Origin of the sequence: Bradyrhizobium yuanmingense (assembly GCF_900094575.1) — a bacterium.
Lineage (GTDB): Bacteria > Pseudomonadota > Alphaproteobacteria > Rhizobiales > Xanthobacteraceae > Bradyrhizobium > Bradyrhizobium yuanmingense.
This window is the reverse complement of record NZ_FMAE01000001.1, coordinates 796,559-816,119: the sequence shown is the minus strand read 5'-3', so window position 1 is coordinate 816,119 and position 19,561 is coordinate 796,559. Positions and strand designations below refer to the sequence as shown.

The 19,561-nt window shown below is 65.7% G+C and carries 19 protein-coding genes, 1 pseudogene and 1 riboswitch; of the genes and pseudogenes, 5 read left to right on the top strand and 15 right to left on the bottom strand.

Annotation, left to right across the window (positions count from 1 at the left end; all coding sequences use genetic code 11):
- Window positions 1-32 precede the first annotated feature (32 nt).
- From thiC to GA0061099_RS03670, 6 genes are all read right to left on the bottom strand, one after another.
- Complete coding sequence (thiC, locus tag GA0061099_RS03695; protein ID WP_074447538.1) at window positions 33-1,931, bottom strand: phosphomethylpyrimidine synthase ThiC; 1,899 nt, start codon at window positions 1,929-1,931, stop codon at window positions 33-35.
- A 171-nt stretch (window positions 1,932-2,102) separates the two neighbouring features.
- The gene (locus tag GA0061099_RS03690; protein ID WP_036028481.1) at window positions 2,103-2,711 is read right to left on the bottom strand and encodes a thiamine phosphate synthase; all 609 of its coding nucleotides are present in this window, start codon (window positions 2,709-2,711) and stop codon (window positions 2,103-2,105) included.
- Window positions 2,698-3,480 carry a thiazole synthase gene (locus GA0061099_RS03685; protein WP_036028480.1) on the bottom strand — a complete coding sequence of 261 codons (783 nt, stop codon included), beginning with the start codon at window positions 3,478-3,480 and terminating at the stop codon, window positions 2,698-2,700. Before GA0061099_RS03685 ends, GA0061099_RS03690 begins: the two co-directional genes overlap by 14 nt.
- 196 nt (window positions 3,481-3,676) lie before the next feature.
- Window positions 3,677-3,874: a sulfur carrier protein ThiS gene (gene thiS, locus GA0061099_RS03680; RefSeq protein ID WP_036028477.1), complete on the bottom strand. Its 198-nt coding sequence runs from the start codon at window positions 3,872-3,874 to the stop codon at window positions 3,677-3,679.
- Complete coding sequence (locus tag GA0061099_RS03675; protein ID WP_036028476.1) at window positions 3,865-4,875, bottom strand: FAD-dependent oxidoreductase; 1,011 nt, start codon at window positions 4,873-4,875, stop codon at window positions 3,865-3,867. The genes thiS and GA0061099_RS03675 overlap by 10 nt, the downstream gene beginning before the upstream one ends.
- Window positions 4,863-4,991, bottom strand: a riboswitch (TPP riboswitch). (Overlaps the previous gene by 13 nt.)
- A gap of 170 nt (window positions 4,992-5,161) precedes the next feature.
- A complete protein-coding gene (locus GA0061099_RS03670; RefSeq protein WP_036028473.1) occupies window positions 5,162-5,725 on the bottom strand; it encodes a lytic transglycosylase domain-containing protein in 564 nt (187 codons plus the stop codon).
- Between the two features lie 230 nt (window positions 5,726-5,955).
- Between GA0061099_RS03670 and GA0061099_RS03665 the strand changes: the two genes are divergently transcribed.
- On the top strand, window positions 5,956-6,156 hold the full coding sequence (locus GA0061099_RS03665; protein WP_036013259.1) for a hypothetical protein: 201 nt from the start codon (window positions 5,956-5,958) through the stop codon (window positions 6,154-6,156).
- Here GA0061099_RS03665 and GA0061099_RS03660 read toward each other — a convergent pair whose 3' ends face one another.
- Both GA0061099_RS03660 and GA0061099_RS03655 read right to left on the bottom strand, forming a co-directional pair.
- Window positions 6,157-7,479, bottom strand: a complete 1,323-nt coding sequence (locus GA0061099_RS03660) for an ATP-binding protein (RefSeq protein WP_036028470.1) — start codon at window positions 7,477-7,479, stop codon at window positions 6,157-6,159.
- Window positions 7,480-7,490: 11 nt separating this feature from the next.
- A complete protein-coding gene (locus GA0061099_RS03655; protein ID WP_036028467.1) occupies window positions 7,491-8,261 on the bottom strand; it encodes a response regulator in 771 nt (256 codons plus the stop codon).
- 179 nt (window positions 8,262-8,440) lie between these two features.
- Between GA0061099_RS03655 and GA0061099_RS03650 the strand changes: the two genes are divergently transcribed.
- Window positions 8,441-8,971, top strand: coding sequence for a hypothetical protein (locus GA0061099_RS03650; protein WP_036028484.1), 531 nt, complete (start codon window positions 8,441-8,443; stop codon window positions 8,969-8,971).
- Between the two features lie 211 nt (window positions 8,972-9,182).
- A complete protein-coding gene (locus tag GA0061099_RS03645; protein WP_036028465.1) occupies window positions 9,183-9,710 on the top strand; it encodes a PRC-barrel domain-containing protein in 528 nt (175 codons plus the stop codon).
- 79 nt (window positions 9,711-9,789) lie between these two features.
- Here the strand turns inward: GA0061099_RS03645 and GA0061099_RS03640 are convergent.
- From GA0061099_RS03640 to GA0061099_RS03610, 7 genes and pseudogenes are all read right to left on the bottom strand, one after another.
- Window positions 9,790-10,616 (bottom strand): annotated as a pseudogene (locus GA0061099_RS03640) (ABC transporter permease).
- Window positions 10,613-11,875, bottom strand: a complete 1,263-nt coding sequence (locus GA0061099_RS03635) for an ABC transporter permease (RefSeq protein WP_036028463.1) — start codon at window positions 11,873-11,875, stop codon at window positions 10,613-10,615. Before GA0061099_RS03635 ends, GA0061099_RS03640 begins: the two are co-directional and overlap by 4 nt.
- Before the next feature lie 207 nt (window positions 11,876-12,082).
- The gene (locus GA0061099_RS03630) at window positions 12,083-13,132 is read right to left on the bottom strand and encodes an ABC transporter substrate-binding protein (RefSeq protein WP_036013275.1); all 1,050 of its coding nucleotides are present in this window, start codon (window positions 13,130-13,132) and stop codon (window positions 12,083-12,085) included.
- Between the two features lie 65 nt (window positions 13,133-13,197).
- Window positions 13,198-14,307, bottom strand: coding sequence for an ABC transporter ATP-binding protein (locus GA0061099_RS03625; protein WP_036028460.1), 1,110 nt, complete (start codon window positions 14,305-14,307; stop codon window positions 13,198-13,200).
- A gap of 330 nt (window positions 14,308-14,637) precedes the next feature.
- Window positions 14,638-16,206 (bottom strand): DUF4403 family protein, encoded by a 1,569-nt coding sequence (locus tag GA0061099_RS03620; protein ID WP_036028457.1) that lies wholly within the window; start codon window positions 16,204-16,206, stop codon window positions 14,638-14,640.
- 241 nt (window positions 16,207-16,447) lie between these two features.
- Entirely contained in the window at window positions 16,448-17,086 is a 639-nt protein-coding gene (locus GA0061099_RS03615; RefSeq protein WP_036028454.1) for a Vgb family protein, read from the bottom strand.
- Window positions 17,087-17,115: 29 nt separating this feature from the next.
- Window positions 17,116-18,336, bottom strand: a complete 1,221-nt coding sequence (locus GA0061099_RS03610; protein ID WP_036028452.1) for a hypothetical protein — start codon at window positions 18,334-18,336, stop codon at window positions 17,116-17,118.
- Window positions 18,337-18,426: 90 nt separating this feature from the next.
- Between GA0061099_RS03610 and GA0061099_RS03605 the strand changes: the two genes are divergently transcribed.
- Window positions 18,427-19,221 (top strand): DUF899 domain-containing protein, encoded by a 795-nt coding sequence (locus GA0061099_RS03605; RefSeq protein WP_036028450.1) that lies wholly within the window; start codon window positions 18,427-18,429, stop codon window positions 19,219-19,221.
- Entirely contained in the window at window positions 19,218-19,505 is a 288-nt protein-coding gene (locus tag GA0061099_RS03600; protein WP_036028447.1) for a hypothetical protein, read from the top strand. The genes GA0061099_RS03605 and GA0061099_RS03600 overlap by 4 nt, the downstream gene beginning before the upstream one ends.
- The last annotated feature ends 56 nt before the right edge of the window (window positions 19,506-19,561 follow it).

Genomic DNA, 19,561 nt, shown 5'->3' with positions numbered 1-19,561 from the left:
GGCCTTTTAGTCGTTTTTTCGAGAGTTGAAGCTCACAACACCCGATTACTCTCCTTCACCTTCTCCGCATCCAGATACAAGCTCTCGCCCATCTCCTTGAACTTCGCGCTCATCTTCGCCATCCCGTCCTCAGCCGCCCCGCTCATCGACATCCCCACCGAGTTCGGATCGTTCAGCGTCGCCGCGTAATCCCGCACGTCCTGGGTGATCTTCATCGAGCAGAACTTTGGGCCGCACATCGAGCAGAAATGGGCGACTTTGTGGGCTTCTTTCGGCAGGGTCTCGTCGTGGAAGTTCTTCGCGGTATCAGGATCGAGGCCGAGGTTGAACTGGTCGGTCCAGCGGAACTCGAACCGGGCGCGGGAGAGGGCGTCGTCGCGCAGTTGCGCGGCGGGGTGGCCCTTGGCGAGGTCGGCGGCGTGGGCGGCGATCTTGTAGGTGATGACGCCGGTCTTGACGTCGTTGCGGTCGGGCAGGCCGAGATGCTCCTTCGGCGTGACGTAGCAGAGCATGGCGCAGCCGAACCAGCCGATCATGGCTGCTCCAATGCCTGACGTGATGTGGTCGTAGCCCGGCGCGATGTCGGTGGTCAGCGGCCCGAGCGTGTAGAACGGCGCCTCGCCGCACTCCTTGAGCTGCTTATCCATGTTGATCTTGATCTTGTGCATCGGCACGTGGCCGGGGCCTTCGATCATGACCTGGCAGCCCTTGTCCCATGCGATCTTTGTGAGCTCACCGAGCGTCTCCAGCTCCGCAAACTGCGCGCGGTCGTTGGCGTCGGCGATCGAGCCCGGACGCAGGCCGTCGCCGAGCGAGAACGAGACGTCATACTTGCGCATGAGGTCGCAGATCTCGTCGAAATGGGTGTAGAGGAAGCTCTCCTTGTGATGCGCCAGGCACCACTTCGCCATGATCGAGCCGCCGCGGGAGACGATGCCGGTGACGCGGCTGGCGGTGAGGTGGATGTATTGCAGGCGGACGCCGGCGTGGATGGTGAAATAGTCGACGCCCTGCTCGCACTGCTCAATCAAGGTGTCCTTGTAGAGCTCCCAGGTCAGCTTGACGGGATCGCCGTTGCACTTCTCCAGCGCCTGGTAGATCGGCACGGTGCCGATCGGCACCGGCGAGTTGCGCAGGATCCATTCGCGCGTGGTGTGGATGTTGCGGCCCGTGGAGAGGTCCATCACGGTGTCGGCGCCCCAGCGGATCGCCCACACCATCTTCTCGACTTCTTCCTCGACCGACGAGGTCACCGCCGAGTTGCCGATATTGGCGTTGATCTTGGTCAGGAAGTTGCGGCCGATGATCATCGGCTCGAGCTCTGAGTGATTGATGTTGGAGGGGATGATGGCGCGGCCGCGCGCGATCTCCGAGCGCACGAACTCCGGGGTGATGAAGGCGGGCACCGAGGCGCCAAAACTTTCGCCGTCGGCGAGCGCGGCTTCGGCGCGCTCGAGTTGCTGCTTGCGCCCGAGGTTTTCGCGCTCCGCGACGTAGATCATCTCCTTGGTGATGATGCCGGCGCGGGCGAATTCGAGCTGCGTCACCTTGTGGCCGTCGAGGCCGCGCAGCGGCTTGTGATAGGCCGAGAAGGCGCGCGCGGCCTTGTCGGTGGAGACGCTACCATTGTCCTCCGGCTTGATCTGCCGGCCCTCATATTCCTCGACGCCGCCGCGCTCCAGCACCCATTGCTTGCGGTTGCGCGCCAAGCCGGCATTGACGTCGATGGTGACGGAGGGGTCGGTGTAGGGCCCCGACGTGTCATAGACCGGCAGGTTCGGCTCGCCCGCGCCTTCGGACAGGATGATCTCGCGCAAGGGCACGCGGATATCCGGCGCGGCATCGGGTGTCGCGAAGATTTTTCGCGAGGAGGGCAGGGGGCCGGTGGTGACGGCGGGAACGGTTTTATCAGGGTTGGAGCGGATGTTCATGGGATCCTCCGGTTTAATTCGTTTGCATTGGCGCCGAGACGACGCTGGTGAATTCTTGCTCCGTCATTGCGAGCGCAGCGAAGCAATCCAGAAATGCATCCGCGGAAGCAGTCTGGATTGCTTCGTCGCAAGGGCTCCTCGCAATGACGAGTGGAGGGAGCGGGGCGATCATCACGCCGCCTCCTTCGAACCGTCGAGCCATTGCCGCACGCGGGCATCGGGGTCGGGGTTTTGGGCGACGTCGGAGACAACAGCAATCGAATCCGCGCCTGCGGCAAAGATCTCGGCGGCGTGCTCGAACTTGATGCCGCCGATGGCAACCAGCGGGATGGTGCCGATGCGCTGCTTCCATTCGGTGATCTTGGGAATGCCCTGCGGCTCGAAGCGCATCGATTTCAGGGTCGTGAAGAAGATCGGGCCGAGCGCGACGTAGTCGGGCTTCGCCGCCAGCGCGGTCTCAAGCTCGGCGTCGTCATGGGTGGAGATGCCGAGCTTGAGGCCGGCCTCGCGGATAGCGCCGAGATCTGCGTCTGCAAGATCCTCCTGGCCGAGATGCAGGTATTGTGCACCCGCAACGATCGCTGCGCGCCAATAATCGTTCACCACCAGCTTGGCCTGCGTGTCCTTGGTGATGGCCAGCGCGTCGGTGACGATCTGCAGCGCGTCGGCGTCGTTCAGCTCTTTGGCGCGCAGCTGGATGGTGCCGACGCCGAGCTTGGTCAGGCGTTCGACCCAGGCCAGGCTATCAACCACGGGATAGAAGCGATCAGGATACGGCATGCCAGAACGGGGTCCCAACGACAGGGGTGGAGGGCGAGGCGAAGTCGCGGGCGTTCATCAGCCCGGCCTCGTAAGCGGTGCGGCCGGCCTCACAGCCGAGGCGGAAGGCGTTCGCCATTGCGACGGGATCGGCGGCTTTGGCGATGGCGGTGTTGAGCAGCACGGCATCATAGCCGAGCTCGAACGCCTGCGCGGCGTGAGAAGGCGCGCCGAGGCCAGCGTCGACCACCAGCGTGATGTCGGGCAGCCGCTCGCGCAACAGTTTTAGCGCATCGCGGTTGGTGATGCCCTTGGCGCTGCCAATCGGCGCGGCCCACGGCATCACCACCTTGCACCCCGTTTCGACCAGGCGGCTCGCGACCGAGAGGTCCTCGGTGCAATAGGGGAAGACTTCAAAACCGTCCTTGATCAGGATGCCGGCGGCTTCGACCAGGCCGACGACGTCGGGCTGCAGCGTGTCGTTGTCGGCGATGACCTCGAGCTTGATCCAGCTTGTGCCGAACAATTCGCGGGCGAGCTTGGCCGTCGTCACCGCCTCGCGCACGGTGCGGCAGCCGGCGGTGTTCGGCAGCACGGTGACGTCGAGCTCGCGGATCAGCTTCCAGAACGCATCGCCGGTCTTGCCGCCGGCAGATTCGCGCCGCAGCGAGACCGTGACGATGTTGGCGCCGGAGGCGCGGATCGCGCCTTGCATGATCGCAGGCGAGGGATAGAGCGCGCTGCCGATCAGCAGGCGGGAGGCGAAGGTTTTGCCGTAGAAGGTCACCATGTGGGAGGTGTCTCCTTAGAAGACGGTGTCAGCCCAGATGTAGCTGTCATCCCCGCGAAGGCGGGGATCCAGTACGCTGCGGCAGTGCGGCTGGAACCGTGAAGCCGCGGCGTACTGGATCGCCCGGTCAAGCCGGGCGATGACAGGGGAGTGTGGGGCGCGCGCCGGCACGACAAATAGACAGCCATCACCATCCTCACCCTCCCTGCCGCGGCGTGATGATCTCGATCTCGTCGCCGGCTTTCAGCAGCGTCTCCGCCCAGCGGCTCTTCGGCACGACGTCGTAATTGAGCGCGATGGCGAAATGGCTGCCTTCGTAGTCGAGCTCGGCGAGCAGCGCGTCCACGCTGGACGAAATCACCTCGCGCTGCTCCCCGTTGACGATCACGCGCATTGCACTACCTCGTTGTCGATCTGGCCGCGCTCGACATAGGCGAGCGTCAGCTCGGCGAGCGCAGGCGCGATCAGGAAGCCGTGGCGGTAGAGGCCGTTGACGCTGATCTTGCGATCGCGAATGCCGATGCGCGGCAAATTGTCGGGAAAGGCGGGACGAAGCCCCGAACCGAATTCGACGATGCGGGCTTCGCCGAACGCGGGGTGCACGGTGTAGGCGGCCCCTAATAGCTCCAGCGCGGAGCGCACGCTGACGCCGGTGTCTTCGGCCTCGATCGAGGTCGCGCCCAGCATGAACAGGCCGTTCTCGCGCGGGATCACGTAGAGCGGCCAGCGCGGATGGATCAGCCGCACCGGGCGCGCCAGCTGCACCTCGTCCGTCTCGATCAGGATCATCTCGCCCTTGACGCCGCGAAGCTCGCTCTGCTCGTCGCGGGCACCAAGGCCGCGGCAGTCGATGACGATGCCGTCAAGCTCGTTCGCGGTGACGTCGCTGCAGAACTTGATGGTGCCGCCGGCAGCCTTGATGCGCTCGTGCAGCTGCGGCAGCACGCGGCGCGGCTCGACATGGCCCTCGGCGGGGAAGAAGAGCGCGTCACGGAAGCGGCCCTCCAGCGACGGCTCGAGCGCGGCTAGGCCGGCGGCATCGAGCCGGCGGTGATGCTCGGTCATGCGCGCAAACCGCTCGAAATCGTTGCGCTCGCGCGGGTGGGCGACGACCAGCGAGCCGTTGAACGGCGTGTCGGGCAGCTCGCGCCGCCAGAGATCGAGCGAGCGCAGCCCCAGGCGGCTGATGATGGGCTCGGCGACTTCGGCCTCGCAATAGGGCGCGAGCATGCCGCCGGCCCAATGGCTGGTGGCCTCCGTCATCGCCTCGTCACCGCGCTCGTGCAAGGTGACGGCATGACCGGCCTGCGCGAACAGCAACGCCTGCCAGGCGCCCGCGATGCCTGCGCCGATGATGGATACCGGTGAATCCGGTCGCTTAATGGTCTGCAACATCCCTGTCCCTTCGCCGGCATGACCCGGATCAGGTTCAAAGGGTCACCGCGGTCCTGGGCGGTATTGCCCATTTAGCGGTATCTCAGCTCCTCCTCGGAGCACCCCTCGGAACGGTGCTAATGTATGCCAGCAGGATGGGGTGGTCAACGCGGTAACAGTCGTCATGCCCGGGCTTGTCCCGCCTGCGCGGCCAAAGCCGCTTCGGCGAGGCGAAGGCCCGGGCATCCACGTTCTTGGCGCAGATGCAAGACGTGGATGGCCGGGACAAGCCCGGCCATAACGGAGATCAATGAGCGGGAACCTGCGCCCGCGCGTTACGGACGCGCTGGGCGAGCTTCCTGTGGGTCGGAGCGGCGAACATCGGCTGCGGATTGCCGTTCGGCTCGAGCCAAGGTTGGCCCATAGTGCCCTGACCCATGGTCTCGCCGGCATTGGCGACCTGGACGGCCTCCTGCCGCTGGCGCTTTGCAGCGTAGTAATAGCCGCCCGCGAAATAACGCACGGCTCGCGCGTGATCGCCATTGGCGGCGCGGTAGGCGCCGGCGAGGTATTTCACGGCGTAGGTGAGGTTGGTGTTGGGATCGCGCAGGCCGGCGGCATCACCGGTGTAGCCGACCCCGCGGGCGGTCGCGAGCTTGATCTGCATCAGCCCGATGGTACCGCCGCGGCCGACCACATGCGGCTGATAGCGGCTCTCACGCATGATGACACGATGCACCAGTGCTTCCGGCACGCCATTGGCGCGGGCATGGGCGGCCACCATCTCGGCATATTCGGCTTGCCCGGCGCAAGCTGCCTGCGGCAACGTCAATCCGGCCGCGAGCAGCGCGACAATTCGTAAGATTTTCATCGAAGTATTCCTCGGCAGAACGGACCCGCGCCCCAGCGCGTTAGGCCGTGGGAACACGGCGATGATGTGGCGAAATGTCACCAACGGCGATTTTCGCCGGCTCGTCGCTTTTGCGACTTAAACCTGGGTTAAGCTCGGAGCTGGTGGAGCGCCTTACGTGACAGCGGGTCTGTCCATTTCGCGCATTCGCCCAACAATCGCTAGTCAAAGCCAGCACTCGGGAGACGTCCATGACCCCTGCAGACATCGACGACATTCCCAAGCAGAACCCTTGTGCACAATGTGGCACACCGATCCCGTTCCCTGACTGGATCGAGCCGGGCGAAGGCCGCGTCTCCTATCTCTGGACCTGCCACGCCTGCAATTACCGCTTCGAGGCGGTGGCGATCTTCCCGCACGAGGCGATCGAGCACCCGCCGCTCGCGGCTTGATCAGGCGGCAAGGCGCGGCGCCTGCGAGACCGGCAATCGCATCCGCACGATCAGGCCGCGCGGGGCGCGGTCATGCAGCGACAGCTCGCCGCCGTGGCCGAGCGCGATTGCGCGCGCGATCGACAGGCCGAGCCCGAAGCCGGTGGAGTAGTCCATGGTGCGCGCGTCGTCGCCGCGCACGAACGGCTCCAGCATCTCCTGCTTGCGCGCATCCGAAATGCCGGGCCCGTCGTCCTCGACGTCGATGACGAGCATGGTGTCCGAGACGTCGAGGCGGATCGTCACCTCGGCGCCGAAGCGCACCGCGTTCTCGACCAGGTTGGTGACGCCGCGATGCAGATCGTCGGGCCGCGCGGCGGCGGTCGCGGACGCCGGCCCGACATAGTGCACGACATGGCCCATGTCGCCGAACTGATCGGCGACGAGCTGGAGCGTGCTGGCGATGTCGACCAGCGTCACCGCCTCGACCTTGCGGTCGTCGCGCAAGAGCGACAGCACCGATTCCAGCATCGCGCGCATCTGGTCGAGATCCATCAGCATGCGCTTGCGGTTGCTCTCGTCCTCGATGAACTCGGCGCGCAGGCGCAGCCGCGTGATCGGCGTGCGCAAATCGTGGCTGATCGCGGCCAGCATCCGCGTGCGGTCCGACATCAGCCGCACGATCCGCTCGTGCATGCGGTTGAGCGCGCGCGCCACCGCGCGGATCTCCTCCGGGCCGCGCTCGGGCAGCGGCTCGGCGGCGCCGTCGAGGCTGAAATTCTCCGCCGCCGCGGCGAAGGACGACAGCGGCCTCGTCAGCGCGCGCGCCGCCCACAGGCCGAGCACGGTGACGCAGATGAAGGCGCTCATCAGTGCCATCAGCCAGGGCGCGCCAGAGAACAACGGCCGCGGGGCGCCATCGACATGGCCCGCGATCACGGTGCCGTCGGGCAATTGCACGCCGATACGGGGCTCGATGCTGCCTGAAGCCAGCCGTCCGGTCTTGTAGGCGCGGCCGAGATGGCGGCGCATCCAGCGCAGATGCAGGCTGTCGCTCTCCGCGAGATTGGCCGTGCCGGGCGCCAGCATCTCGATGCCGAGCCCGGGGAAGGCGCGCGCGAGATCGGTGACGAGGCGCGGACGCTCGCTCGCCTCCGCCGCCTCGAGCAGCAGCGCGGCATCGGCCAGTTGATGCGCCCGGTCCGGCGGGGCATCAGGGCGGTCCTGCCGGATAATCAGGAAGGCGGTGGTGATGACGAGATGGAGCGCCACTGTCGAGGCCAGCACCAGCGCGGCGATCTGCCCGCCGATGCCCTTGAGGTGGAAAAACGAGAACGGCTTCATCGTCGTCCCCCTCAGCTGCTCACGGGCACTGCGGTCGCTTCGGCGCTTGCTGCCTCGGTTTTCGTGACCTCGGTTCGTGGCGTGAACAGATAGCCGCCGGAGCGCACCGTCTTGATCAGGGTGGGATCGGCCGGATTGGGCTCGATCTTGCGGCGGATGCGGCTGACGAGCACGTCGATGGATCGCTCGAAGGAGCCGGCGCTGCGCCCCTGCGTGAGGTCGAGCAGGCTGTCGCGCGACAGCACGCGGCCGGGCCGCTCGCAGAACGTGCGCAGCAGGTCGAACTCGGCGCTGGTCACCGCGACGCGCGCGCCTGCGGGATTGCGGAGCTCGCGCAGGCGCAGATCGATGCGCCAGCCTTCGAAGGTGAGCGTGGAGGCACCTTCGACCGAGCTCGCCGCTTGCGCGGCCGCCTGGCGGCGCAGCACCGCGTTGATGCGGGCGAGCAGCTCGCGCGGGTTGAACGGCTTCGGCAGATAATCGTCCGCGCCCATCTCGAGGCGGACGATGCGGTCGACGTCCTCGCCGCGCGCGGTCAGCATGATGATCGGCGTCTGGTTTTCGGCGCGCACCTTACGGCACAGGCTTAGGCCGTCCTCGCCAGGCAGCATGACGTCGAGGATGATGAGATCGACGCGGTGGTCGGCCATAGCGCGCGACATCTCGCGGCCGTCGGCGACGGCGGTGACGTTGCAGGCGTTGTTGCGCAGATATTTCGCAATCAGCGTCCGGGCTTCGCGGTCGTCCTCGACGACCAGGATGTTGGGATTGGGAATGGCCATGGACCTTGTTTGTCCAAAATTCCGGCCAAAAGGCGAAGATTTTTGTTTCGAATTGTTTCTACCGGGCGGTCAGCAACGGACGGCAATCGCCCCACCGCCGAGCGGCAAGCTCTCGTTAAGGCCGTTAACCATACCGTGGCGTGGTCCGCGGCGAAACCCGCAAAACCAAGGGAGCCATCATGACCTCGATCTCGGCGGCCTCCGCCGGCAGCTATCAATCGCCACTGCAACGGCTTCAGCAGGAATTGCAGTCGCAAGTCTCCGCCGGCACGATCTCGTCGTCGGACCAGTCCGCGCTCTCGACGGCGCTGACGGATATCGACACGGCGCTCCAGCAGAGCCGATCGAGCGGCCAGTCGAGCGGCGCGCCTCCCTCCAAGGACGAGATGCAGTCGAAGATCGAGGACCTCATCTCGAGCGAAGTGTCGAACGGGACGCTGACCTCCGAACAGGCCGAGGAGCTGAAAAGCGTGTTTCAGTCCGCCTTCACGGGTGGACCAGGCGGTCCGCGGCCGGACGACGGCTCTTCGGATTTGACGACGACGGATTCGACGAGCAGCAGCTCGACGGACCAGACCACCGCCGAGATCCTCCAGCAATTCCTCCAGGCGCTGCAGCAATCGCAATCGTCGGCATCCTCCTACGGTGCCAATGGCAGCTCAACCGGCAATTCGAGCTTCGCCGCGCTCCTGATCGACTACAAGAGCTGACCTCGGCGACGCCGGGTCGGCGCGGTCTTCGCCGCGGTCCTGCCTTGCCCTAATGCGCATGATCCTCGGCGGGGAACCGTGCACCGCAAAATGTTCCTGAGTGACGCAGGAACAGTTCGCGCATGGCGCGACGAAATTGCGGCACGCACGGAACTGCGCCCGATCAGAGCGGTTTTCTCCGCACGAGTTTTCTGTGAAGGAGAGGACAACAATGTTGATGAAATCGATCGTCACCGGCCTCGCCGGTACCGCGCTACTTGCGACCGTCGCAATCGCGCAAACGCCGCCCGCCGCCACCACCGACAAGGCGGCCCCTGCGGCCACCGCAACGACCACGACGGCTTCCGGCCAGTGGCGCACCTCGAAGATGGACGGCCTGAAGGTCTACAACGAGGCCAACGAGAACATCGGCACGATCAACGACCTGCTGATGGACAAGAACGGTGACATCAAGATCGCCGTGATCGGAGTCGGCGGCTTCCTCGGCATGGGCGAGCATCTGGTCGCCGTGCCCTATGAGAAGCTGAAGTTCGTCAACGAGCCCGTCGCCTATACCGGTACCGGCGCGAACACCGGCGCCCGGCCCGCCGGCACGACGACCGGCGCTGCGACCGGTACCGACAGGCCCGCCGCGACCGCATCGACGTCGTCCGCGTCGAAATGGTACCCGGACCACGCCGTGTTCAATGCCAGCAAGGACGAGCTGAAGAACATGCCGCAGTTCAAGTACACGGAGTAATGCGGCTCGCGTAACTGCCTGAACGAAGCGCGCCTGGTTTTCACCGGGCGCGCTGTCGTGTCTTCGACCTCCTGCGTCCTCAACGCCCGCTGCCCTTCAGCCGTTCGTTGCGCCGGCGCAGGGCCTCCAGGGTGGCGAGCAAGATGACCGAGACGGTCGTCAAGATCACCGCCGCTGCCGTGATGGTCGGGCTGATGTTCTCGCGGATGCCGCTGAACATCTCGCGCGGCAGGGTGCGCTGCTCGGGGCCCGCCATGAACAGCACGATCACCACCTCGTCGAAGCTGGTTGTAACGCGAACAGCGCGCCTGATGCCAGACCCGGCAGGATCAGCGGCAGGATCACGCGACGGAACGCGTAGATTGGCGAGGCGCCGAGCGAGGCGGCGGCGCGTGCCAGGTTGGTGTCAAAGCTCTGCAGCGTCGCCCCGACCGTGATCACTACGAAGGGCGTCGCCAGCGCGGTGTGAGCCAGGATCAGGCCGAGAGAGCTGCCGGTCAGCCCGATCGGCGCGAAGAAGAAGTACAGGCCGACCGCGGTGATGACCCCGGGCACCACCACCGGCGACAGCACGAAGGCCAGCACGAGCGGCTTGAACCGGCTCTTCCACTGCGCCAGCCCGAGCGCCGCCAGCGTGCCGAGCACCATGGACAACAGCGTCGAGGCGATGCCGATGATCATGCTGTTCTTGAGCGAGTTCATCCATCGCGGCGAATTGATGAAGTCGTCGTACCAGCGCAAGGAAAGGCCCGGCAGCGGATAGGTGAGGTACGAGCCAGAACTGAACGACAGCGGCATGATCGCCAGGATCGGCGCGATCAGGAAGATGAACACGAGGGTGGAGACAACGATGGTCGCGGTCCACGCGATGCGCTGGCTGGGCGTGCGCAAGGAGTTGTCGGTCAATTCTTCATGCCTCCCGTGACCTGCTGGCTCTGCACCAGCTTGCCGTAGACGAGAGCGAGCAGAACGGTGGCCAGCAGCAGCACCGCGCCCAACGCCGACGCAAGGCCCCAATTCGCCGTCTCGGTCGTGTAGAGGGCGATGAAATAGCTGATCATCTGGTCGGCGGCGCCGCCGACCAGGGCCGGCGTGATATAGTAGCCGAGCGCCAGGATGAAGACGAGCAGGCTTCCGGCGCCGATGCCGGGCAGGGTCTGCGGAAGGTAGATCCGTAGGAAGGCGGTGAGGGGCGGTGCACCGAGCGAAGCGGCGGCACGCATGTAGGCGGGCGAGATCGCCTTCATGCTGCTGTAGAGCGGCAGGATCATGAACGGCAGCAGAACGTGGGTCATGGCAACGCAGACGCCGAAGCGGTTGTAGATCAGGCGCAAGGGTGCGTCGATGATGCCGAGCCAGAGCAGACTATCGTTCACGACGCCCTTGCTCTGCAACAGGACGATCCAGGCGCCGGTGCGAACCAGGAGCGACGTCCAGAACGGCAGCAGCACGAAGATCATCAAGAGGTTCGACCGGCCGGGCGGCAGCGTCGCCAGGAGGTAGGCGACCGGAAAGCCGAGAATCAGGCAGAGGGCCGTGACAGCGAGGCTGATGAGGAAGGTGCGGAGGAAAATGTCGCGGTAGATGGCCTGATCCGGTGGTGCGGCGACGATCGCGCCGTCGGCGTTTCGCGTCAGGTCGAGCGCGGCGAGCAGGTAGAAGCCGGTGATCGGGCCGCCGGCGTCCTTGATCGTGGTCCAGGTGGCGCGTTCGCGCCAGGCGGGGTTGATCCTGCCCAGCGTCTCCCTGGCCGTACCGGGCTCAGGCACCGCCTTCAGATTGCGTCCTGTGCTGGTCAGGATCGTGCGGAAGCCGTTCAGCGCGTAGTTGAGCCGTTTGGCCGCAATCGCAAGGGTGCCGGCGGCGCGCGCCGCCAGGATGTCGCTTGCAAGCGCCGCATAGGCGTTTTCATCCGGCAAGTCCTTGCCGTCCCAACTGGCAAGAGCAGCGACCGTTTGCGGCAGGACCTGACGCACCTCCCAGTCCTCGACCGAGCGCCACAGCATGCCGGCGATGGGACCTGCGAAGGTGAAGAGCAGAAACAGCAGAAGCGGCAGGACCAGCGCCAATGCCTTGACCTGGCGTGTCCGCTCCGCACGCCTCAATCGGCGTTTGAGCGGCACCTCAGTCTTGTTATCGGCGCCGAGCGCGGGCGCTGCTGTCATGGAGAAAGCCTCTTGGAGCAGCCTGAGCAAGCGCCTCGTCCTTCGAGACGACCGCTTCGCGGTCTCCTCAGGATGAGGCTCATTGACATTGGTGCCAGTAACGTCGCTGCCACAGACTCAGACCTCATCCTGAGGGCCCGCCGTAGGCGGGCGTCTCGAAGGATGCGCCACGGGCGAGTTGTCCGCGCGCACCTCTAGCTGCTCCCGCTATTTCGCGGCCCATTTGTTGAAGCGCTCGGTCAGGCGGTCGATGTTCTCGAGCCAGAAGGCCACGTTGATCTCGACCGCGTTCTTGATGTTATCAGGCGCCGTCGGCAGGTCCTTCAGGACGGCGGGCGCGAGCCGGCCGGCGGCATCCTTGTTCGAAGTGCCATAGGCAATGTTCTCCGACAGCTTGGACTGGTTCTCCGCCTTTCCGACGAAGTCCAGGAACTTGTAGGCCGCATCCTTGTTCGGGCTCCCCTTCAGGATGACCCAGCTGTCGAGGGTGAAGAGCGCGCCGTCCCACACCATGCCGAAGTTCTTCTTCTCGTTCTTGTTCGCGGTGTCGATGCGGCCATTGTAGACCGAGGTCATCGCCACCTCGCCGGAGGCGAGCAATTGCGGCGGCTGCGCGCCGGCCTTCCACCAGACAAGGTCGCCCTTGATAGTGTCGAGCTTCTTGAAGGCGCGCTCGATGCCTTCGTCGGTCGCCAGCACCTTGTAGACGTCCTTCGGTGCGACGCCGTCGGCCATGAGGGCGATCTCCAGCGTGGTCTTCGGGCCCTGGCGCAGCGCGCGCTTGCCCGGAATCTTCTTGGTGTCGAAGAAGTCGGCCCAGCCTTTCGGGGCCTCCTTCAGCTTGTCCTTGTCGTAGCCGAGGACGAAATCGTAGAGGATGGCGCCGACCCCGCAAGGATTGACCGACGGCGGGATGTAGGCGGCCTCTCCGCCGATCTTGGAATAGTCCAGTTTCTCGAACAGGCCTTCCTCGCAGCCGACCGCGAGCTCATCGCTCTCGACCTGGACGACGTCCCAGGTGGCGGCGCCTCCCTGCACCTTGGCGCGCAGCACGCCGACGCCGCCGTCCCAGGATTCGTCGTTCATCGCGATGCCGGATGCTTTCTTGAACGGCTCGAAATAGACCTTCTTCTGGGCCTCCTGATACGCGCCGCCCCACGAGACGACAGTGAGGTCACGCGCTTCTGCGACATTGGTCAGCGCGACACCGGCGCCCAATGCCGCGGCGAAACCCAGAGCAATCTTGCGCTTCAGCATGGTCTTCGTTCCTTCTTCATGTGAGTTGCGTTGACATTGATTGTTTCAGTTTCGTCGCCGGCAGATCAGACGGGATCGAGGGCGAGGCAGTCTTCCGGGCGGAAGGTGATGAACACGCTTTCGCCAGGTCTTAGGCCGTGATGCGCTCCCGGCTGAAGCTTGACCATGAACTCGGCGTTGCCGGCCACATCTAGCACGGCCAGCGCGTGGTCGCCGAGATAGATGGTGTTCTGCACTTTTGCCGGCAGCCGGTTCGGTCCCTCACTGGAATTGCCATTGGGAATTATTGCGACACGCTCCGGCCGCACCGACAGAGAGGTCGATGCGCCTGCGCCTGACACGTTGACCGCCCGTGCGGCGACTGTGCTGCCACCGGCCAGCGCGACGCGGCAATAATCCCTCTCCACGGTTTCCACGGTGCCGGCGAGCACATTGTTCTCACCGATGAAGTGGGCGACGAAGCTGTTCACGGGATGCTCATACAGCGCGTCGGGGCGGTCGATCTGTTGCACGATGCCGTCGTTGAATACGGCGATGCGGTCCGACATCGTGAGCGCTTCGCTCTGGTCGTGGGTGACATAGACGATCGTGATGCCCATCGTCTCGTGCAGCTGCTTGATCTCCAGCTGCATCTGCTCCCGCAGCCGCTTGTCCAGTGCGCCCAGGGGCTCGTCCATCAGCACGAGCTGCGGATTGAACACCAGCGCGCGGGCCAGCGCCACGCGTTGCTGCTGACCGCCGGACAATTGCCCGGGCCGCCGGTGCGCAAAAGTTTCCATCTTGATCATGCGCAGCGCCGCGCTGACGCGCTCTTGCGTCTCCGCCTTGCTCGACTTGCGAACCGAGAGCGGGAAGGCGATGTTTTCCGCGATCGTCAGGTGCGGAAACAGCGCGTAGTTCTGGAACACCATGCCGATGTCGCGCCTGTGCGGCGGCACGTTCTTGATCGGCCGCTCGCTGAGGTAGATCTCGCCATGGGTCGGCACCTCGAAGCCGGCCAGCATCATCAGCGTGGTCGTCTTGCCCGATCCGGACGGGCCGAGCAGGGTGATGAATTCGCCCTTCCTGATGTCGAGGTCGAGGTTCTTCACCACGAGATGCTCGCCATCATAGGTCTTTTGAATGCCGGAAAAACGCACCAGCGCCGGCGCAGGCGTGACCATGCCGGCTTCCATGTTGTCCTCGCGTTGTCCCCTACAATGCGCGTGCGAGATTAGCATCCTGCAGCGAGAATGCCAGCGGCGCAAGCGACGAGGAATTGTGCGGGTCCGGCGAGTGGCGGGACAACCGCCTCTGACGGGTGGCGGCGCCTGCACGCACGCCTCGTCCTTCGAGACGGCGCTTGCGCGCCTCCTCAGGATGAGGCTCATCGGCGTCCGTGCTCGTTGCAACAGCTGCCGCGCACTCCGCCCTCATCCTGAGGAGCCCGCCCAAGCGGGCGTCTCGAAGGATGGCCGCAGGGAAGAGCTCTCACATGCGACGGCCCTGCGATGCGCAGGGACGCGCTACATCCCCGACAGCTTCGTCACGAATACGTTCAGCGAGCCGCCGGCTTCCGCGACCACGCGCAGGGTCTTGGAATCGAAGGCGATGTCGGCGAGAGTGAGGCTGTCGATCCTGGCCTCGACCTTGAGGCCGTCCTCGCTCTTCTGGTAATCGGCGATCGCGGCGGCGATCTTCTCGCGGGCGTTGGCGGCGATCGGCTTCAGATCCAGGGTTGCCCTCTGCAGCAGCGCCTGCTGCATCTGCGGGACGACGGCGCGGGCGGCGGCACCCAATAGGCCGAACGCGGCCTCGGATTCCAGCGCGAGCTGGATGTCGGTGAGCCGCAGCGTCTGTTGCGCCTGGTCGAGCACCGGCCGGCCCCAGATGTGCACATTCGCCTCGGCGCCGAGGCCGAACCAGCTCTTCTTCTCCTTGGCGCGCACCAGAAGCGAGATCAGCAGTTGGTCGCCCGACGGGATGACGTTGGCGCTCTTGACGGTGACGTCGACCGGGCCGGAGCCGTCCTCCGGATAGGTGCGGCCGACCATCTGCGCTGCGATCAGCTTGTTGATCTCGGTGAAAGGCACGTCGATCGGCACGCCGATACTCACGCCTGTGCCGGTCGGCGGCACGATCGAGATCTTGTCGGGGAACGGACAGTCCGGCTTGGTCGGCGTCGAGGTCACGCGTGTCTCGGCTTCGAGGCCGAGCAATAAGGTCACGGCCTGCGCATCGACGCGCGGCTGCGCCGCGATCGCGCGCACCGGCTTCATCTCGAGCCAGAGCGGCGGCAGCGCCGCCGAGGCGCTGGATCCTTGCAGCGGGATCGAGCGGCAGGCCTTGATCCATTGCGCCTTGGCATTCTCGCGCAGGCTGGGATCGTTGCGGATGCGCTCGGAGACGGCGTTGATCTGCTCGCCGACGGTCTTGTCGATCAGCGGCTTGACCTGCGCGGGCACGTTGACCTTGGCGCCGGCGACGTTGAGGTTGGTGTCACCGAGATTGACCTGGGCGCCGAGATTGGGCTCCAGATACCAGGCGGCGGCGAGCTTCGGGCGCGAGGTGACGACGACGTTGCCCTTGATCTCCGCGCTCGCGTTCAGGTTCTTGATGTTGACCGCGCCGATCCGCTTCGCGGCGTCGCCGCCGAGCACGCTGCCAAGCGCATCGCCGAGCGCGCCTGTGGCCTTCGACGACAGAGAGCCGGTCACGTTGAGCTTGCCGGTGAGCGGGGTCGAGATCGTCAGCACGTCCTTGTCGCCGGCTGCCGCCATCGGGCCCCGGACGGCGGACCAGCCGATATCGGCATTCTCCAGGATCTGCGAGATCGGGTTGTCGGCCTTGCCGGCGAAATTGCGCGGCGCGGCCCTCTCGGCCTGCTCGCGGATCGCCGACAGCGCGATGGCGACCGGCGCGATCACGATGGAGCTCTTCGAAGCCGGCGGCAGCGGCGGCAGCTGTGCGACCGGCGGCGCCGAATTCGTCGCGCGCGGCGCCAGCAAGTCCATCGCCTTCAGGCTGATGAAGAACGACGCCGCGAGCACCGCGACACCGATCAGGATAGTCTTCAGATTCCACGTCAGACGCATCAATCCCCCAAGTCGCCCCGACGGGGATTCTACAGGGCGGGCGAGGAGGGCGCTAGAGCGCACCCGTTGGGTGGAATTGGGGCGAACAGGTTATGGATTGTGAACGCGCCGTCGGCGTGCCGTCACGCCAGACCCAAGGACTAAAGCGCGATGCGATTAGGATGAATCGTCATCGCGCTTTAGGTTGTTGTTTGAGCATGATCTTTTCGGAAAACCGCTTCGCACTTTTCCGGATCATGCTCTAGCTTTGCCGCGGGCGCCGGACCGCTCTCACCTTGCCGCGATTGCCTCCGCCGCAGAAGAAGCGGTCACCGCCGTCCGATTCCAGGCCTGACACGATCGTGCCGGCGGGCATGTCGATCTGCTCGATCACTTGTCCCGTTTCCGGGTCGATCCGACGCAAATCGCTCTGTTCGTTCTCCCAGGTGCCGTGCCAGAGCTCGCCGTCCACCCAGGTCACCCCGGTCACGAAGCGCTTGCTCTCGATGGTGCGGAGGATCTTCCCCGTTTCGGGATCGATCTGATGGATCTTGCGGTCGCGATATTGCCCGACCCAGAGCGAGCCCTCGGCCCAGGCGAGGCCGGAATCGCCGCCGCCGCCCGGCGCCGGAATGGTGCCGAGCACCTTGCCCGAAGCCGCATCGATCTTCTGGATGCGGTCCTCGGCGATCTGGAACAGGTGCCGTCCGTCGAACGCCGTTCCCGCATGCGCGGCGACGTCGATGGAGCGCGCGATCCTGCCGTCGGCCGGATCGAGCGCGTTCAACTTGTCGCCGGAAGCGAACCAGACGCGCGTGCCGTCATAGGTGACGCCATGCACGGCCTCGACGCCTGGAAAGGGTCCATACTCCGTGACGATCTCGGCGGCTGAACGTTTCATGTGCTCGATCCCTCATGCTTGCGCCCATCCTACGTCTTCAGGAGCGGCGTGGGGAGTAACAAGCCTGTCGGGAAACCCGGAACGGGCGGCGTCATCCAGCGGCGCGCCCGTCCGTGTCCGAACGACTGCACCTTGCCCGACCGCGCCAGCTCCTCGAGCGCGCGCTGCACGGTGCGCGGACTGATGCGAAGCGCAAGCGCGAGCGCCGAGCTCGACCATGGCTCGCCGTCGGTAAGAAAGGCGAGGACGGCGGCGTGCTTCTCCTCAACGGGCCGCGCCAGCACGAGGACGTCGCGCGTCTTCCGCGGCGCCAGCACGAAGCCCTGCTTCGTCGCGCTGATATCGGCCAGCGGCGCGAGCTTGCTGCGGAGTCGTCCGATCTCGACGCGCAGGCGCGCGCGGTGCGATTCGTCGGCGTGCCTGGCTTGAAAGGCGCCGGATATCAGCGTCTCGCGCGAGACATCCGCTGGCCATGCCTGGGCCAGGAGACGCACGAGCGCGAACAGCACGGGACGCGTTCCGAACGACACCGCGACGCCTTGCCTGCGCACGACGTGATGGAAGGTATCCACGACAAGCGCCGTCGAGGTCGCCAGACGTTCGACCTCTCCCAGCAACAGCGGATGTTCGCTGCCGCGGGCGATCAGGCGCGCTGCCGGCGTGTCGAGGATCAGGCTCGCGCTGTCGACCTCGGCCACGAGCGCCGGAATGTCTGCAAGGCGCGCTGCGTGAGCCGCGCGGCCGAGCGCTGTGCGCGCGTCGTTCGTTCTGAGCCGCCTGATGGCGATGCCGGCGAGCACGAGCTCGCGGACGACCTGCGACGCGGGCGGGAGCATGGCGGGACGGACTTCGGCGAGGGTGCGCTCGGCCTCGTCGAGGCGCCCGACCAGAAGCAGGCGGCGGGCCTCGACATGGCCTGCATGGGCGGCATTGACGAGATCGCCGTGCTGTTCGAGCGTCGCGCGTGCCGCCGCGAGCGTCTTCACCGGCCAGTTCAGATCGCGTGAGACCAGCGCGATCTCGGCTTCGGCCACCAGGCATCTTGCGCGTGCCACCGCCTCGCGCGGACCGAAGGCGCGCGCGGCGGTGCGCAGTAGCGACTTGGCCTTGGCGAGATCGCCGAGCTGCGCCATCGCGATGCCGCGCAGCGCCAGCGACGGCGCATCGTTGCGCAGCGCGACGCGGTTCAAGGCGCCGAGCGGATCGCCGGCCTCTAACGCGCGCGCAGCGGCAGTGATCAGCGATTCCATGTCAATCCCGCCACACTTGTTACTCCCGCACCGCGGCCGGTTGGTGCCAGAAATCGTTGGCAGGACGTCAAGCAAAAGCTTTGGAGAGTCATGATGACATCAGCAGAAAAAGCAGGAACCAACGGAAAGACCGCCATGCAGACACCGCCGGTGGTGTCGCCGCAGGACTGGGAGGCGGCCCGTCTGCAGCTGCTCGTGAAGGAGAAGGCGCATACCCGTGCCCGCGACGCCCTGGCCGCCGAGCGGCGCCGCATGCCGTGGATGGCTGTCGACAAAACCTATGCGTTCGAGGGGCCCGGCGGCAAGCTCAGTCTGCACGACCTGTTCCAGGGCCGGCGGCAACTGATCGTCTATCGCGCCTTCTTCGAGCCCGGCGTGTTCGGCTGGCCCGATCAGGCCTGCCGCGGCTGCTCCATGGTGGCCGACCAGGTCGCCCATGTCTCGCACTTGAATGCCCGCGACACCACGCTGGTGTTCGCCTCGCGCGCGCCGCAAGCCGACATCGTCAGGCTGAAGCAGCGGATGGGCTGGATCATGCCCTGGGTCACCATCACCGACAGCTTCGATGCCGATTTCGGCGTCGACGAATGGCACGGGACGAATGTGTTCTACCGCGACGGGACGCGCATCTTCCGCACCTATTTCGTCAAGAGCCGCGGTGACGAGCAGATGGGCGGGACCTGGAACTATCTCGACATCACCCCGCTCGGCCGCCAGGAGGTGTGGGAAGATTCGCCGGAAGGTTACCCCCAGACCCCGACCTACAAATGGTGGAATTGGCACGACAGCTACACCGAAGGCGCCGCGCCCGACAAGCGATGGGTGGAGATCTCGGACGCCGGCGAGAAAGCCTTCCGCGAGGAGGCCGCGGGAGAGCGGAAATGACCGGTCCGGTCAGCGCGGTCCCCAGCGCCAGCCCCGACGGCGTCGCGGCCGCGCGCCACCTCGCCAGATGGCTGGGGCTGGCGGCCACGCCGACCTTCGCCATCATGGCCGTGCTGACGGCTTTGCCCGGGGGTGGGCCCGCGGAGATGCTGTGCGGCGCCGGGCAGGGCTCTCTGCTCGGCGGGATGGTGCCGATGTATCTCTTGATGAGCGCGTTCCACGCCGCGGCGTGGCTGAGGCTGATGGCGGGGCGCGGTCAGCCGGTAAGCGCGCCGCCGGTGTGAACGCCTCGTCCTTCGAGACGACCGCTCCGCGGTCTCCTCAGGATGAGGCTAATCGA